This window comes from Cupriavidus sp. UME77 (assembly GCF_014170355.1).
GTDB classification, from domain to species: Bacteria; Pseudomonadota; Gammaproteobacteria; order Burkholderiales; family Burkholderiaceae; genus Cupriavidus; species Cupriavidus basilensis.
In genome coordinates, this window is sequence record NZ_LZZU01000092.1 from 34780 (window position 1) to 51825 (window position 17046).

Annotated in this window: 11 protein-coding genes and 1 riboswitch; of the genes, 7 read left to right on the forward strand and 4 right to left on the reverse strand. The window is 65.4% G+C overall.

The annotated features are described in order from the left end of the window. Window positions 1-225: 225 nt before the first annotated feature. Window positions 226-999: an SDR family oxidoreductase gene (locus A9975_RS35710; protein ID WP_183036850.1), complete on the forward strand. Its 774-nt coding sequence runs from the start codon at window positions 226-228 to the stop codon at window positions 997-999. 226 nt (window positions 1000-1225) lie between these two features. Next, window positions 1226-2134: a LysR family transcriptional regulator gene (locus tag A9975_RS35715; RefSeq protein WP_183036851.1), complete on the forward strand. Its 909-nt coding sequence runs from the start codon at window positions 1226-1228 to the stop codon at window positions 2132-2134. A 221-nt stretch (window positions 2135-2355) separates the two neighbouring features. On the opposite strand, the gene A9975_RS38430 is transcribed toward A9975_RS35715, so the two are convergent. Beyond that, window positions 2356-2547 (reverse strand): NnrU family protein, encoded by a 192-nt coding sequence (locus tag A9975_RS38430; protein ID WP_370565976.1) that lies wholly within the window; start codon window positions 2545-2547, stop codon window positions 2356-2358. Between the two features lie 202 nt (window positions 2548-2749). Here A9975_RS38430 and A9975_RS35725 point away from each other — a divergent pair, with 202 nt between their 5' ends. Together A9975_RS35725 and A9975_RS35730 are read left to right on the forward strand one after the other, a co-directional pair. Continuing rightward, complete coding sequence (locus A9975_RS35725) at window positions 2750-3436, forward strand: hydrolase (RefSeq protein ID WP_150986752.1); 687 nt, start codon at window positions 2750-2752, stop codon at window positions 3434-3436. 98 nt (window positions 3437-3534) lie between these two features. Next, window positions 3535-3631: riboswitch (glycine riboswitch) on the forward strand. 168 nt (window positions 3632-3799) lie between these two features. After that, complete coding sequence (locus A9975_RS35730) at window positions 3800-5068, forward strand: D-amino acid dehydrogenase (protein WP_183036852.1); 1269 nt, start codon at window positions 3800-3802, stop codon at window positions 5066-5068. Between the two features lie 13 nt (window positions 5069-5081). Here A9975_RS35730 and A9975_RS35735 read toward each other — a convergent pair whose 3' ends face one another. Further along, window positions 5082-7514, reverse strand: coding sequence for a DUF3772 domain-containing protein (locus A9975_RS35735; RefSeq protein ID WP_183036853.1), 2433 nt, complete (start codon window positions 7512-7514; stop codon window positions 5082-5084). A 355-nt stretch (window positions 7515-7869) separates the two neighbouring features. On the opposite strand from A9975_RS35735, the gene A9975_RS35740 reads away from it, so the two are divergent. Further along, window positions 7870-8868, forward strand: a complete 999-nt coding sequence (locus A9975_RS35740) for a helix-turn-helix domain-containing protein (protein ID WP_370565977.1) — start codon at window positions 7870-7872, stop codon at window positions 8866-8868. A gap of 168 nt (window positions 8869-9036) precedes the next feature. Then, window positions 9037-10668 carry an MFS transporter gene (locus A9975_RS35745; RefSeq protein WP_183036854.1) on the forward strand — a complete coding sequence of 544 codons (1632 nt, stop codon included), beginning with the start codon at window positions 9037-9039 and terminating at the stop codon, window positions 10666-10668. A 16-nt stretch (window positions 10669-10684) separates the two neighbouring features. Here A9975_RS35745 and A9975_RS35750 read toward each other — a convergent pair whose 3' ends face one another. After that, a complete protein-coding gene (locus A9975_RS35750) occupies window positions 10685-11887 on the reverse strand; it encodes an MFS transporter (protein WP_183036855.1) in 1203 nt (400 codons plus the stop codon). A gap of 5 nt (window positions 11888-11892) precedes the next feature. Continuing rightward, on the reverse strand, window positions 11893-12291 hold the full coding sequence (locus tag A9975_RS35755) for a response regulator transcription factor (RefSeq protein WP_370565978.1): 399 nt from the start codon (window positions 12289-12291) through the stop codon (window positions 11893-11895). Window positions 12292-12636: 345 nt separating this feature from the next. Between A9975_RS35755 and A9975_RS35760 the strand changes: the two genes are divergently transcribed. After that, window positions 12637-17007: an ATP-binding protein gene (locus A9975_RS35760; RefSeq protein WP_183036856.1), complete on the forward strand. Its 4371-nt coding sequence runs from the start codon at window positions 12637-12639 to the stop codon at window positions 17005-17007. Window positions 17008-17046 lie beyond the last annotated feature (39 nt).

The window sequence follows — 17046 nt, forward strand, 5'->3', positions numbered from 1 at the left end:
GACATCGCCTGCATCACCGTGTTGATGAACCTGGCGTGAGCCGTACGGCCGACCGTGACGATGTGACGATGTCGATCCGACCTGGCTGGCTACACGCCAGCTCCGCATCGATCTATCTTCGGATTGGGATGTTTTTCTGGACAATCCATCCGGAATCGCCTGGCTGATCTTCTGGCGGCCCTTGCCTAGACTGTCCTCTCCATTCATCCACGAAGGAGATTTTCCATGGCAGACCATTCGATCAAGGGCAAAGTCGTGCTCATCGCTGGCGGCGCGAAGAACCTCGGCGGGCTGATCGCCCGCGACTTTGCCCATCAGGGCGCCAAGGCCGTGGCGATTCACTACAACAGCGCGAGTAGCAAGGCCGAAGCCGACGCGACCGTTGCCGCTGTCAAGGCTGCAGGTGCTCAGGCCGTGGCGATCCAGGCTGACCTGACGACTGCCGGTGCCGTCGAGAAACTGTTTGCCGACGCCATCGCCGCCGTGGGCAAGCCGGACATCGCCATCAACACGGTGGGCAAGGTGCTGAAGAAGCCGTTCGCCGAGATCAGCGAGGCCGAGTACGACGAAATGGCGGCGGTCAATGCCAAGACGGCCTTCTTCTTCCTCAAGGAAGCTGGCCGGCACGTGAACGACAACGGCAAGATCTGCACGCTGGTCACGTCGCTGCTCGGGGCCTTCACACCGTTTTATGCCGCGTATGCCGGCACCAAGGCGCCGGTGGAGCACTACACCCGCGCGGCCTCCAAGGAGTTCGGCGCGCGCGGCATCTCAGTGACAGCGGTCGGCCCGGGCCCGATGGACACGCCATTCTTCTACCCGGCCGAAGGCGTCGATGCGGTCGCGTACCACAAGACAGCCGCTGCACTGTCGCCCTTCAGCAAGACCGGCTTGACCGACATCGAGGACGTTGTGCCCTTTATCCGCCACCTGGTCAGCGACGGCTGGTGGATCACCGGGCAAACCATCCTGATCAACGGCGGCTACACCACCAAGTGAGGCCGCCATGCTTGCCGTGAGCTTCATCGCGGTAGGGCTGGCGTTGGCCGCGCAGTTGGTGCGCAATTGCGGCTATCCTTCTACCTGCCGTTCGCCAGTTCGGAGGATATGGCCGGCCGCTCGGCAAGTCTGATCAATCGGCTAGGCCACCCCTGGCCCGACCATGCAGCAGGACCTTGGATGGCAGCAGCACACACGAAGGAAGCGGCTTAGAGAAGCGAGAGACATGGACCGGTTCGATCAGTACCGCGTTTTCGTCCAGGTGGCGGAGATGGGCAGCTTCATCAAGGCGGCGAATGCGCTGGAGTTGCCGCGCGCCTCGGTTTCGGCCGCCATTCAGCAACTGGAGATCCAGGTCGGTGCGCGGCTGTTGCATCGAACCACACGCCAGGTTCGCCCAACGGCCGATGGCACCCAGTTGCTGGAGCGCATACGGCCTTTGCTGGCCGATGTGGAAGACATCGACCAATTGTTCCAGGCCAACCAGCGCCAGGTGGCCGGGCGGCTCAAGGTGGACGTACCTAGCCGTATCGCCCGCCGGCTGATCGCACCGGCGCTGCCTGGCCTGCTGCGCCGCCATCCCCATTTGCAATTGGCCCTGGGCTCGGCCGATCGTGCCATCGACCTTGTGCAGGAAGGCGTGGATTGCGCAGTGCGCATCGGCATGCTGCACGACAGCAGCCTGGTGGTGCATCCACTGGGAAAAATCGCGCTCATCAACTGCGCCAGTCCCAAGTATCTGCGCGAACATGGTTCGCCCGAGCATCCGGACGAGTTGAGTAACGGCCATTGGGCCGTGGGCTATGCGTCACCGACGTCCGGGAGGGAACTGCCGTGGGAATATATGACGGCCGATGGCAGCGAACACGCCAGCAATGTGCCCAGCCGGGTGGTGGTGAACAATGCCGAAAGCTATATCGCCTGCTGCCGCTCCGGGCTCGGGTTGATCCAGATTCCACGCTTCGACGTGCAACACATGCTTGACGCCAAGGCGTTGGTGGAAGTCATGCCCTCGCACCGCGCCGCTCCCATGCCGGTTTCAATACTCTACCCTCACAGGCGCCAGCGCTCGCGAAGGCTGGCGGTGTTCGTGGAGTGGTTCGAGGCGCTGATGCGGGCGTATCTGGACGCCTGACGCCACAGCTACAGCTACAGCCAGCGCCAGATGCCCGCGGCCCATCCGGCGGACGGGATATGAGCCCAAGTTGCTGCGAGCCAGACGACGAGCCCGCCCAAATGCGCGTGCAAGCCGAACCCGCCGAGCCGCGCACGGCCGGCCGCGATCGCCGCGAACGGCAGATAACTCGTCTTGGACTCCCATGCGGGACAGAGATCGGGCTGGAACTGAGTGGCGCGTCACCGCGTACACGCCGCGCTGCGGATCAGCGAACCCATCAGGAGGACTGACGCGATCAGCATGACCGCGGTCACAACCGCCCAAAGGCCGTTTTCTACCGGCCATAGTGGTGCCGTAAGAGGCGGCTTTCGGTATGCCAGGATCAGCCAGCCGAGCGTCAGGACCGCAACCAGCGAATAGACGCCCCCCACCGCTTAGCTGCTTCCTACTCCCATTAAATATCAATCAATAAAATTGAACAAGTTATCCGACTAACTCATCACATTGTCGGCCTGCTCTGCCATAAAGTTCAACCCATGGACGGATCGACGCCAAAGACGACGTTCTAAATAATTCAACCAAACGGCCAAACGGCCAAATAGCCAAATAGCCAGGTAGCCAAGGAGAGAAATCATGACCAACGCTAAGCTCGAAGTCCTGACCCCGCAAAACAGCCAGCTGATCTTCATCGACCACCAGCCGCAGATGGCCTTCGGCGTGCAGTCGATGGACCGCCAGGCGATGAAGAACAACGCGGTGGGCCTGGCCAAGGCGGCCAGGATCTTCAATATCCCGACCACCATCACCACGGTGGAGAGCGAGTCTTTCTCCGGCTATACCTACCCCGAACTGCTTGACGTATTCCCCGGCCAGCAAACGCTGGAACGCACTTCGATGAACTCGTGGGACGACCAGAAGGTGCGCGATGCGCTGGCCGCCAACGGTCGCAAGAAGATCATCGTGGCCGGGTTGTGGACCGAGGTCTGCAACACCACCTTCGCGCTGTCGGCGATGCACGACAGCGACTACGAGATCTATATGGTGGCCGACGCTTCCGGCGGCACCAGCAAGGAAGCGCACGACTACGCCATGCAGCGCATGGTGCAGGCCGGCGTGGTGCCGGTGACCTGGCAGCAGGTGCTGCTCGAATGGCAGCGCGACTGGGCGCACCGTGATAGCTATGACGCCGTGATGAAGCTGGTCAAGGAACACTCGGGCGCTTACGGCATGGGCGTGGACTACGCCTACACCATGGTGCACAAGGCCGAGCAACGTACCGCCACGCCGCACGCGTCGCTTGCCCCGGTTCCGGCCCGCTGATATTCCCGGCCTGAACCCGCAGGGAAATTCCCCAGGCAGTCAGACTAGTGCTAAAGTTCCGAGCCATGTCACCTGGTATTGCCCGGCGGCATCATGCAAAGTTGATATCGGGAGAGACTGCCTGGCCATGCGCCGGGCAGCGCCGAAGGAGCAACCGCCCCGGAAACTCTCAGGCAAAAGGACCGGTATCACGTGTGAACTCTGAAGAACCCCGGCGCTCGTCAGCCGGCGGTACCGAAGGAGCAAGCGATCCCCGTCACTCCCAAAGTGGCGTATCGTGAATCTCTCAGGTCAAGGACAGAGGGGGCGTCTTTTGCGCATGCCGCGCAAGAGGCTCCCATCCGACGTCCTGGAACCATAGAGATGAAAACAATTGCCGTTATCGGTGGTGGCATCACCGGCGTGACCACTGCCTACGCGCTCGCCAAACGCGGTTTCTCGGTCACCCTGCTCGAAAAACACCGCTATGCCGCCATGGAAACCTCGTTTGCCAACGGCGGCCAGCTTTCCGCTTCCAACGCTGAAGTCTGGACACACTGGTCCACCATCCTCAAGGGCATCAAGTGGATGCTCAAGAGCGATGCGCCGCTGCTGGTCAACCCGCGCCCGAGCTGGCACAAGCTGTCCTGGTTCGCCGAGTTCATCGCCGCTATTCCCCATTACCGCAAGAACACCATCGAGACCACGCGCCTGGCGATTGCCGCGCGCGACCACCTGTTTTCCTGGGCGGCGGCCGAAGGCATCGATTTCGACCTGAAGAAGGAAGGCATCCTCCATATCTATCGCGACAAGGCGGGCTTCGAGCATGCAGGCAGGGTGTCGAAGCTGCTGGCCGAGGGCGGGCTGGAGCGCCACGCTGTCACGCCGGAAGAAATGCGCGCCATCGAGCCGACCCTGGCCGGACAGTACTACGGTGGCTATTTCACCCAGAGCGACTCCACTGGCGACATCCACAAGTTCACCAGCGGCATGGCTGTGGCCATCGACCGCCTGGGCGTGCGTTGCCTGTACAACCAGGATGTCCAGTCGGTCAGCACCGATGGCCGGCAGGTCACCATCGTCAGCGGCGACGGCCAGCAGGCCGAATCGCGCGTGTTCGACGGCGTGGTCGTCTGTGCCGGCACGGCCAGCCGGGCGCTGGCGGCCAGCCTTGGCGATCGCGTCAATATCTATCCGGTCAAGGGCTATTCGATCACCGTCAACCTGAACGATGCGCAAAGCCAGGCGGCCGCGCCCGTCGTGAGCCTGCTCGACGACGAAACCAAGCTGGTCACCAGCCGCCTGGGCGTTGATCGCTTCCGCGTGGCGGGCACGGCAGAGTTCAATGGCTACAACCGCGACATCCGCGCTGACCGCATCCGTCCGCTGGTGGAGTGGGTCAACCAGTGCTTCCCCGGTGTCAGCACGCGCAGCGTGGTGCCCTGGGCCGGACTGCGGCCGATGATGCCTACCATGCTGCCGCGCGTGGGCCGGGGCCGTGCGTCCTGCGTGTTCTACAACACCGGCCACGGCCACCTGGGATGGACGCTGTCGGCGGTCACTGCGGACATGATCGGCGATGTGGTGCAGCAGGCCATGGGCGCCAGGCGTGCACATGGCCTGCAGGACGCGGTGGCGCTGGTGACCCCGTAAGGGGCCGGACGCGTTACGCGCCAAGCGCGGCCATGTTCTCCACCCGCAACGTCTGCGGGACCGACAGCGAGATATCGGCCGCGCGCAGCCGCTTCAGTATCTCGAACAGCAGGTCGCTCTTGGTCGCGGTGGCGATCCGCGGGCTGCCTACGTAGCCCGTCACGCTAAGCGTGATCCCGTTCGGCGCCAGCTGGCTGAACGTGACGGATGGCGCGGGCTTGTCGAGAATCGCTTCATTTTCCCGATAGGAGTCGAGCAGCAGTTCGCGCACCTGCTCGGGATCGATGTTCAACGGGAAGGTGAGGAGCAGCGTCGCGACCCCTTGCGTGCTGTTGCTCATCGTCACGTTGCGCAGGTTCTGCGAGATCAGCTGCGAGTTGGGCACGATCACGGTCGAGCGGTCGCCCAGCAGGATCTCCGTCGCGCGCACGTTGATGCGCTTGATGTCGCCCTCCACGCCGCCGATGCTCACCATGTCGCCGACCTTCACCGGGCGCTCGGTGAGCAGGATGAGCCCCGACACGAAATTCTTGACGATCTCCTGCAGGCCGAAGCCAATGCCCACGGACAGCGCGCTGACGATCCAGGCCAGGTTTTCCCATCTGACGCCCAGCAGCGACAGCGTCAGCAATACGATCAGCACATAGCCGATATTGCTGAACAGCGTGATGAGCGATGCGCGCAGGCCCGCTTCCATGCAGACCTTGGGCAGGAGTTCGGCGTCCAGCCAGCGCCGCACCGAGCGCAGCAGGTAGGTGCCGACCGAGAGCGCGATGACCGCGTTCAGGATGCGGTCGGGCATGATGTTGAGGCTGCGCAGCCGCTCGCCGCCGAGCATCGTCAGCAGGCTGTTGAGCAGGTCGCTTGGCGTGGTGCCGAAGCCGCCGGTCAGCAGTGCGATGACGGCCACCAGGAGCAGCAGGCTGGTGCCAATCCCCGAAAGCACCGTCGACGCCTGCGCGAGATGGCTGTCCCCGAGTCCGAACAACTGCTTGATGACCTTGCCGCTTGGATGGTGCGCGCTGAACACGCTTTCGCAGACGTCGCGGGTCAGTTGCGTCAACAGGTACAGGCTGCACAGGACGATGTCGATCCAGACGAGTTCATAGGTCAGGAAGCGTGCGAACGTGATGTAGCCGATCAGCAGCGCCATCAGCGAGGCGACGACCGTCACCGTTACGCCAGCGTGGATCAGGCCGGCGAAGGTGGAGCGCGCTTCAGGCCGCTCGCCCGCCGCCGCGAGCTTCGTGCGCACACGGTTGGCGCGCAGCAGCGCCGCGCCGATCGTCAGCACCACCACAAGCGACACCAGGCCGCGGCCTAGCAAGGTCACCTGCAGGCTTGTGTCCGCAGTCCGGTTGAGTTGCTCGAGTGTGCCGGCGATCAGCAGCAGGCCCGCGAGGACACTAGGGAACGGACGCATCGCCAGCGCGACCTTATCGGCGAGCGCGGGCACGCGCCATGAGGGATGGCGCGTGCACAGCAATGCCCGTCCCAGGCCCGCGATCAGCGCGCTTGTCAGTGTCAGCTTGCCGAGTTCGCTGATCAGGTCCTGCACCTGAGCTGGCAGTTCATAGTGCGGGGCGAAAGCAAAACACACGACCTGTACCGCGATGGCGGTCGCCGCAACCGTCGCGAGTACCGTGGCAAGCGCGAGCGCGCTGCGCCGCAGCCGGCTCTCGGGCAGGCGCGTCAGGCAGAACCATGCCAGCGCTCGCTCGATCAGGCGTCGGCCGATGGTCCAGACGCCGATCGCAAGCAGCAGAAGCAGGGCGGTGATTGCCTGCCGCCCGGGTTGCCAGGCCAGGTCCCACAACGGGGTGACTTGCCCCATGAACGCGTTTAGCCGCTGCTGGTCCTCCTGGCTTGGCGCGAACAACGGCTCCCAGAATGCCGTGCCGAGAATGCTGGCCGACCGCAGCGCGAGCTGGTTCTTCAATCGGCTGCGCTGCAGCTTGGCGATCTGCTCGGTCAGGTTGGTCACATTGCCCTTGACCTCGGCCGCTTGCTTCAGTCCGCTGTCCAGTTGCGCCTTGCGCGCGTTCAGGTCTGCCCGCTGCTGCGCGACTGCGGCTGCCTCCGGTGTGGTGCCGGCGGCGGGTGGCGGCCCGAGCACGTCGAGCTGTGCCTGCAACTGCGCACGCTGGGGCGTGAGCGCCGCGCTCAGCTTGTCGACGTCGCCTGCCAACTGGTGGATGGCGTCATCCAGCCCTTCGAGCTGCGTGCCGCTGGTGGGCGACGACGCCAGTTGCTTGATGCGGTCCTGCTCGGTCTGGAGCCGTTTCAGCTCGGCAACGGCATCCGCGCGCGATGGCGGCCTGGCGGCGGGCGCATCCGCATTCAAGGTGGTGTCGGCGGCTGCGGCTGCGGCCGGGAGCGCGGTGGGGATCAGGTGCAATAGCGCAACCAGCACAAGGCTCAGCACGAGCCTGGGGAGTTTGCTCATAGAAAGAGATAGATCCTTACTGATCGGCTTGCCGGGCCGGCAATCGCGCAGGTTCGCGTGGATTGCCATGACTCGTCAGACGGTCGATGACCGGGGGCGACGATCAGGATGTTGGGCGGCCGCGCGGAGATCGAGATGGGAGTCGATCGGAGCGCCAGGGGGCGATCTTGCCGGCGTGTGCTCTATAGTCCATCGGACTATTGGCGATGCCGCGTGATTGGCACGCCGCTTGATACGGGAGAATTGCCTGAAAGAGTCTGAATTATACAGAAGGCATCGCGCGCCCTTCGTTTTCAGCAGGCAACTGGCGCTTGCGTCACTCGACCCGTATCATCCAAGGTTTCACGCGAGCTGCATGCAAGCTCTGCTATTCTTGGTCAGCCGCTGCTGCCGCGGCGTGGGTTTTCTTGGTGGTGGTTTATTCCCGTGTGAGATCATGTCCGTCAACGCCAATGCCTCCATCTCGCTCGCAGCCCCTGTACCGATTGACGCATTCGGGTGCGCTGCGGAAAAGCTCTCCAGGGATCAGAATCTCGCCGGCAGCGAGATCAAGTTTTTCCGCAAAAGCTCGCCCGGCGAGAAGGCGAGCCAGGTTATCACTGCGGCGTCGAATCGTGGCTTTCTGGTGGGGGTTTCGCTGTGCACCGGACATCGCCGCCGGGTGTTTCATGAGAGCCGCGCGAGCACCCACGAATTTGAAAGGAATTCCATCTATATCCGGAATTTCCTTGAAGACTATAAAGCTGATTTTTATGGTTATTTCGATTTCATACTGCTGGAGATTTCCCGCACCTTTATCGAGCGCACCAGCGCGGAACTAGGCCGCTCGCGCATCCTGGGGCTGCGCAGCGCGGCGGGAGAGCAAGACCAGGTACTGGCGCATCTCGCCCAGGCGGCGGCGCCGGCACTGAGCCACCCCGGCATGGCCAGCAAGCTGTTCGTCGATCAGCTGGGCTTCACGATCGGGACCTATCTCGTCGAGCACTATGGGAATGGATCCGTCGCTACGCCCAAGACGAACCGGTTGCTGTCGCAACGCAGCGTGGCGACGGCCAAGGAAATGCTGATCGCCAAGATCGATGGCGATCTTTCCATTGCGGACGTCGCCGACGCCTGCAACCTGTCGCGTAGCCATTTCACCCGTGCCTTCCGGGATACGACTGGCCAGACACCTTATCAGTGGCTGGCGGCCCAGCGCCTGGAGCGCGCCCGCGGGCTGCTGCGCGAATCAGGACTCTCCCTGGCGGAAGTGGCCGTGGCTTGTGGCTTCTCCGATCAAAGCCATTTCACCCGCGTGTTCTCGCAATCGGTCGGCGTCTCTCCCGGCAACTGGCGCCGCAGGGTTCACGCCTGACGCGCCGGGCGCAAGGCCAATGCGTCGGCGCCGATGCTAGCCGCTGCCGAGGCACAGGACAATTGTCCCTTGGTATGGGTAGACGGCAGCCTGCTGTGCTCCACACAATGCGGCTGTGCCACCGTTGGCACTGCCACCGTCAGTGCCTGAGCAACTTGCGACCAAGCCATGAATGACTCTCAAGCCGGCAGTGCCGGCACACCTGCCGCCGGGCGCGGTAGCGCCGGTGCCGCCGGATCGCCGTGGAGCCCGCTGCGGCACAGCACTTTCCGGATGCTGTGGATCGCCACGGTGGCGTCCAATGTGGGCACCTGGATGAACGACGTGGGTGCCAGCTGGCTGATGACGTCGCTCGATCCCGATCCCCTGATGGTCGCCCTGGTGCAGGCAGCGGGCAGCCTCCCGATGTTCCTGTTCGCCTTGCCGTCCGGGGTGCTGGCCGATATCGTCGACCGGCGCAAGTACCTGATCTTCGCGCAGCTTTGGACACTGGCCGTGGCGACCACGCTGGGTGTGCTTGCGCTTACCGGCCTCGTCAACGCCCATGTGCTGCTGCTTGCTGCATTTTTGTTGAGCACCGGCGCGGCGATGAGCTCGCCGCCGTTCCAGGCCATCGTGCCGGACCTGGTCGACAAGGCGGACTTGCCGCCGGCCATTGCGCTGAACTCCCTGGGGATCAATATCAGCCGCGCGATCGGCCCTGCGCTGGGCGGCTTGATCCTGTCGTTCTCCGGGCCCGCAGTAGTCTTTCTGCTCAACGCGCTGTCGGTGCTGGGCGTGACGCTGGTGCTGTACCGGTGGAAGGCCGAGCCCGCCCGGCGGAACCTGCCGTCCGAGCATTTCTTCTCGGCGGTGCGTGCCGGCCTGCGGTACGTGGAGGCCGCACCGCTGCTGCGGGTCGTGCTGGTCAGGGCGGTCGCGTTCTTTCTCTTCGGCAGTGCCGGCTGGGCGCTGCTTCCGCTGGTGGCCAGGCAGGAACTGGGCCTCGGTCCGGGCGGATATGGCTTGCTGCTGGCCAGCATCGGCCTGGGCGCCGTCGGTGGCGCCCTTGTGCTCCCCAAGCTGCGCGGCCGGGTCTTAGCCGATCGCATGGTGGTGCTGGCAAGCTTGTTGTTCGCGCTGAGCTTGCTTGCGCTGGCCTATGTGCGGCATTTCTGGCTGCTGGCAGCCGCACTGCTGTTTGCCGGGCTGGCATGGATCGCGGTGTTGTCCACGCTCAATGTGGCCGCCCAGCGCAGCGCCGCTGGCTGGGTCAAGGCGCGCGCGCTGGCGGCCTACCTGACCGTGTTCTTCGGCGCCATGACCGCGGGGAGCGCGCTATGGGGCAAGACCGCCGCGCTGCTGGGCATTCCCGTCGCCCTGGTGCTGGCGGCAGCGGGGTTGGTCCTTGCATGCGCCACTGCGTTGCGGTGGCGCCTGGACATCTCGCCGGACCTGGACCTGGCGCCTTCAGGTTTTCTGCACCCGGGTGAACTGGACGTGGCCCATGACCGTGGGCCGGTGATGATCTGCGTGGAATACGAGGTCGCGCGCGAGGATGCGGCAGCGTTTGCCGAGGCCGTGCAGGAGATGCGCCGGATTCGTCGTCGCAGCGGTGCGCTGTCCTGGGGTGTCTACGAAGACCTGGCCGCGCCCGGGCGCTTCATCGAGACCTTCCTGGTGGAGTCGTGGCTGGAGCATCTGCGCCAGCACGAGCGCCACACCATGAACGACAAACTGATCCAGACGCGCGTGCATCGTTTTCACCGCGGAGCCGCGCCGCCCGTCGTGCGCCACCTGGCAGCACCCGACGGCAGCTGACCACCCCTGCGCTGGATCATGGCGGGGTGGCGTCCAGGCGCGGCAGCAGTTGCCTGGACAGCTCCAGGATCAACAGGATCACGAGCACGCCACTGATGGCGAACAAGGCCGGAATGCCAGCCGTGTCCACCAGGCGCGCGGCCAGCAGCACGCCAAGGCCCTGGCCCGCGAACAGGCAGAACGCAAACAAGGCGACGGCGTTCGCGCGTTGCGAAGGTGCCATCTGCGTGGCGGCGGTTTGCATCGCATTCAGGACGATGTAGTAGCCACAGCCCGCGCACAGGCACCCTGCGGCGATCCAGAGCCAGTGTTGCCCAAGTGCAATGCAGGCCATCCCCACGCCAAGCAGCGCGGCCGCCAGCCTGGCCAGGCGCTGCCGTCCCATCCTGCGAATCAGCACAGGCGCGAAGCCGGCGTACAGCAGTCCGCCTATGCCGTGCATCGACGTGATGGCGCCGGCCGCTGCCAGGGACAAGGCAAAGTGGAGCTTGAGGTAGGTCGGCACAAAGGCGAACACGCTTGGGCAGAGCAAGCCCAGCAGCAAGGTCATGCAAAGTACCCGGCGCACCCATGCGGATTTCAGCAGGGTAGCGGGCCCTGGCCGCGGGCCGGGGGCCTCGCGCTGCCAATGGCCGGCCGTTACATCGCGGCGTGCCAGGCCGGCCAGGATCGCGGCCACACAGGCGAAGCCGGCTGCCAGCAGCGCGAAGGCGGCACGCCAGCCCAGCGTATCGGCGACGAGTCCGGATACCCATTGGCCGGTCATCAGTCCGCAGATCGTGGCCACCGAATAGCGCGCGAGCAGGCTCTGCCGCGAGACCAGTGGTTCGGTATCGCCGAGGCGCGCCAGGCAGATCGGGATGACGCCCGCGGCTGCGGCGCCGGCCACGGCGCGCAGCACCACCAGCCATTCGAAGCCAGGCGCCAGCGACTGGCCGAAATTGGCAACGGCGCATGCCAGCAAGGCGGCCGCGATGACACGCAGCTTGCCGTAGCGCTCGGCCAGGGGCCCGTAGATCAGCTGGAATGCGGCATAGGCAAGCATGAAGCTTGTCACCGCTATACCGGTCTTTCCTGCGGAGATCCCAAAATCGCGCGACAAGGCCGGCAGCAGGGTGTCGGCGCCCCGGATGGAGGCGGCGGCAAAGAAGCCGCCCAGCCCCAGGGCAAGCCGCTCGTGGCGCATGCCGAGTGCCAGGGGCATCACGCTCTCGGACATCGTCCTCAGTCTCCTGGCCAGGGCCCGGAATTCGCGCTTCGCGTCAGCACGTTCCCGATGCAACGGATGATGTCAGCTTCCATGAAGGGTTTGCTGAGAAAACATACCGCACCGATCGCCTCGGCGCGTTGCCGGAAGCGCTCCTCGGGGAAGGCCGTCATGAAGATCACCGGCGTGGAAAACCCGCGTGCGCGCAGGTGTTCGCAGAGCGCGAAGCCGTTCATCGCGGGCATCTGCACGTCGGCGACCAGGCAGGAAATGGCATCGATGGTGTCTGACTGAAGCAGATCGTTCCCGCTCGCATAAAGTTCGACGCTCATATTGAAGGAGCGGAGCAGGCTTCCCAGGGCTTGTCGGACAGCAGCATCGTCGTCGACGATGGCGATCACCGGGGTAGCTATCACACGGTGTTCCTCCTTTTGTCTTGAGCGGTGACGAAGCGGTCGGAGGCCTCCATCGCTTGCTTCGAGGATATCGCGCTGTCACGCTCAGTGGAATCATACGGTGGTATTGTCGGCATCGGTCGGGGATTCCCCCCTGGGGAGCGCAGGGTAGAGCGGTCCGGCCGCGCTGTCCCCACCGTGCTCCCAGGCCAGGCGTGGCCCGCCCGGCCCAGGCCTGGCGTGGCTGGGGGTAACACCAAAGTATGAGACGGCGACACCGGCGGGCGCAGCCTCTACAGCGGATTGCCCCTCGTGGGCGCAATATACTCTGAGGTTTCCAGCTTTCATGATGCGGTCCCAGGTCCGATGAATTCGTTGCGCAGCTACAAGCTCGAGTATCTGCTGGACGGTGAGGTCGCGCTGCTGCGCGGGACCGCCGCCGGATGCTCGCCCGTGCTGCTTTCGCTCGCCGGCCCGGCTGCCAGCGCGGCGGGCGTACGGCGACGCCTCGAGCACGAATACACCTTGCGGGACCTGCTGCGATCCGATTGGGCAGCGGTTCCGGTGGCATTGATCCGCTATGACCGCAGGCCGGCCCTGCTCGCGGCCGACGAGGGAGGCTTGCCGCTGGCCCAGTTGCTTGGCGAGCCGTTTCAACCGGAAGCCTTCCTGGAAATCGCGATCGCCGTGTCCGCCGCGATCTCGGCCATGCACGAATCCGGCATCATCCACCGGGACATCAAGCCAGCGCATCTCCTTATCGCATCGAACCGCGAACGGGCCTGGATTACCGGGTTCGGCATTGCCACCGTCGCATCGTCCGGCACCTTGCCAGGCGCGGATCCCCCGATGCTGGCTGGAACCCTGGCCTACATGGCGCCCGAGCAGGCCGCCAGGGGCGAGTCGGCGGTCGACGCACGGGCGGACCTCTACGCGCTGGGCGTGATCCTGTATCAGATGCTCACGGGTGTCCTGCCGCTCGAAGCCAGCGAGCCGGTCGGCTGGGTGCACAGCCATTTCGCAAGACTGCCGGTGGCACCGTCGGAGCGCAACGACGCCGTTGCGCCAGTGTTGTCGGCCATGGTGATGCGGTTGCTGGCCAAGGCACCCGAGGAACGCTACCCCAGCGCGGGCGCGCTTGCCGGCGAACTGCGGCGGTGCCTGGAGGCGTGGCGCAGCCAGGGCAGCCTGGATCTGGTCGCAAGCGCACCGTTGCCTGACTCGCCGGATATCCAGGGCGATGCGCCGGGTTTGCTTGCTGAGGGCCTGCAGCGACTGCCGCCAGAAACAAGCGCCCTGCTGATGGCCTTGTCTTGCCTGGGCAGCACGGTGCCGGCGGCAACCGCGGCGCAGGCGCTGGATGTCAGCGAAACACGCCTTGGCGGCCTGTTGGCCGAAGCCGTGGCCGGGGGCTGCATCGTGGCCGGCGATGCCTGCTATCGCTTCGCCCACGAACGGGTCCAGGAGGCAGCCTATGCCTTGATCCCGGCAGCCGATCGCCCGGCCTTGCACCTGCGGCTTGGACGCAGGTTGGCGCAGCGCATGGCGCACGGTGACAACAGCGGTGACAACAGCGGTGACAAGAGCGGTGACAAGAGCGGTGACAACCGCGACGGTGGCATCTTCTGCGCGGTTGACCAGTTCAACCGGGCAGTCGGCATTCACCTCGATGACGGCGAGCGGCTCCAGGTTGCCCAACTGAGCCTGGAGGCCGCGCATCGCGCGATGAAGACGACCGCCTACGCCGCCGCCAGTGCTTATTTTTCCGCCGGCGAGCGATGGCTGCCAGACGGGGCATGGGAGACCCATCACGCATTGGCGCTGGCGTTGGCGATGGGGCGCGCCGAGTGCGAATTCGTTGGTGGCCGGCTCGGCGCCGCCGCGGCCAGTTTGCTGGACCTGCGCGCCAGGACGCGGACACCCTATGACCTGGCGGCGGTCACGCGGCTGCAAGTGGCGGTGCATACGGCGCTTGACCAGTCCGACCACGCCGTCAGGCTGGGGCTGGGGTTCATCCGCACGATGGGCCTGGACTTCCTGCCCGGCGCGCAGGGGCAGGTGGAGCAGGAGTACCAGCGCTTCCTTGCCTTGCTGGGCGATCGGCCGGCCGAGTCGCTGGCCAGCTTGCCGCGCATGCATAGCCCGGTGTGGCGCGCCACGCTCAGCGTCCTGGCCGAGGTGATGTCGCCCGCGTCGTTCATGGACCGGAACCTGCGCGACCTGATACCGCTCTGGATGTCGCTCATCAGCCTGGAGCATGGCAATGACGAAGCCTCCTGCATTGCCTACGTTCACCTTGGCATGACGATCGGGCCGCGCCGTGGCGACTACGGGCTGGGGTATCGCCTGGGCCAGGCTGGCCTGGCGCTGGTCGCGCAGGAGGGCATGGGCCGCTTTCGCGCCAAGGTCCATATGTGTTTTGGCGCCTTGCTGCTGCCGTGGACCCAGCCCGTGCGCGGTGGGCGCGAGCTGATCGAGCGCAGTTTCGAAGAAGGCCGGCAGACGGGGGATTTCAATTTCGCTGCCTACAGCCGTAACCAGCTGGTGACCCATCTGCTGGCTTGCGCAGAGCCGCTGGCCGACGTGGAGGCGAAGATCGAGGCTGGCCTGGCTTTCGCCCGCTCGCTGGGCGTGGGACGGGTCGTCGATATCCTGAGCGCGCAATCCAGGTACGTCGCGGTGCTACGGGGCAGGGCCGCGGGCTGGATGGCGCTGGACGCCAGCGAGCCGGGGCTGCTGGAAGCCGAGGCAAGACTGCAGGCCGACCCCCGCCTCGCCGTCGCCGCCTGCTGCTATTGGATTCGCAAGCTGCAGGCCTGCTTCGCAGCGGACGACTATCGGGGGGCGCTGGACGCGGCCGGCAAGGCGGAGCCGCTGCTTTGGACCGCCCCGTATTTCCTGGAGATCGCCGACTACCATTTTTTCGCGGCGCTCTCGCTGGCCTGGGCGCCGGCATTCCCGGGCCACGCGCCCGGCCAAATATCCGGCCAAATATCCGGCCACGTGCCTGGCAGCGTGCAAGCGGCGGCGTTCAAGCGCCATCACGACCAACTGAGCGCCTGGGCACGGGAGAACCCCGCCAACTTCGGCGCGCGCGCGGGCATCCTGTCGGCCGAAGCCCTGCGCATGGCGCGGGATCCCTTGCAGGCCATGCGGCAGTACGAACAAGCGGCCCGCCAGGCGAGAGAGCGGGACCAGGTTCATGACGAGGCCCTGGCCTACGATCTTTGCGCGCGCTGCTGTTTCGAACAGGGCCTGGCGGCGCCGGCAATGGCTTACCTGCGCAAGGCACGCGATGCCTATGGCAGTTGGGGCGCCGACGGCCAGGTGCGCAAGCTGGAGGCGCGCGCGCGCGCCCATGACGGCACGGATCTGGACACGGGCCGCGCGGCGGTCGAGCAGGCCGACGCGGCGGCCCGTCAGCCCGCGACTTATATCGGCCCTGCCGCCCAGCTGGACCTCGACACCGCCATCAGGGCGACGCAGGCGCTGGCCGGCGAGATGCAGCTCGACCGCCTGATCAACACGCTGCTGACAACCACGCTTGAGCAGGCGGCCGCGCAGAGGGCACTGCTGTTCTTCTGGCAGGACGGTACGCTGCGCTTGGCCGCGCAAGCCCGTACCGAGCAATCCGGCATTGTGGTCGACCTGGATCCGATTGGTGTCGTGCCCTATCCCCGCGCCATCGTCGACGCGGCGCTCACGACCCGCGCGGATTTCGTCCTCGACAATGCCCGCACGCATGCGAAGTTCGGGCAGGATCCGGACGTCCGGGCGCGCAGCGTGCGCTCGGTGGCCTGCCTGGCGTTGGCAAAGCAGGCCGCGCTGATCGGCGTGCTCTACCTGGAAAATAATCTGGCGGATGCGCTGTTCACCGGCCGGAGAATCAACCTGCTGGCCATGCTGGCCTCCCAGGCGGCCATCTCGCTGGAGAATGCCAGGCTGTATGCCGAGTTGCTGCGCCAGAACCAGGAGCGCCAGCGGGTACAAGCCGAACTGGCGCACGTCTCCCGGGTCACCACGCTTGGCGAGCTGGCGGCATCGATCGCACACGAGGTCAATCAGCCGCTGACCGGCATCGTCACGTATGGCGGCGCGTGCCTGCGCTGGATCAACCGTCCTGAACCCGATCTCGATGAAGCGCGTCATGCGGTGCAGAACATGATCGCGGAAGGACTGCGCGCAAGCGAGGTGATCCGGCGCATCCGGGCGCTCGCGCGCAAGGGGGAATCTCACCGCTTGCCGCTGCAGCTGAGCGACCTTGCGGCCGAGACCGTCGCCATGGTGAAGCACCAGGCCGAGGCCCACGGCATCGTCATCGCCCAGGACTGCGTGGCCGGGCTGCCGCAAGTACTGGGCGACCGCATCCAGTTGCAGCAGGTGATCATCAACCTGCTCGTCAATGCCATCCAGGCAATGTCATGCCGCCGCCCGGGGCGCCGTCACCTTCGTGTCGCCACGGCGGCGCCAGCCGAAGGCCAGGTACTGTTGCGCGTGGAGGATACCGGCCCGGGTATCGACGCGGGAAAGCTGGACAAGCTGTTCGAGGCTTTCTACACCACGCGCGAGCAAGGGCTGGGCATGGGCCTGTCGATCTGCCGATCGATCGTCGAAGCGCATGGTGGCACCATATGGGCCGAGTCTCCCGTGCGCACCGAGGCGCAGAGCGGCCAGCATCCGGCGGACCCCGGCGCGGCCTTCTCCTTTACCCTGCCGGTGCCGCAACCACAGCCATGACCTCTCTTAAAGTGATCGCCGTTCAACTTGGAATGTGAG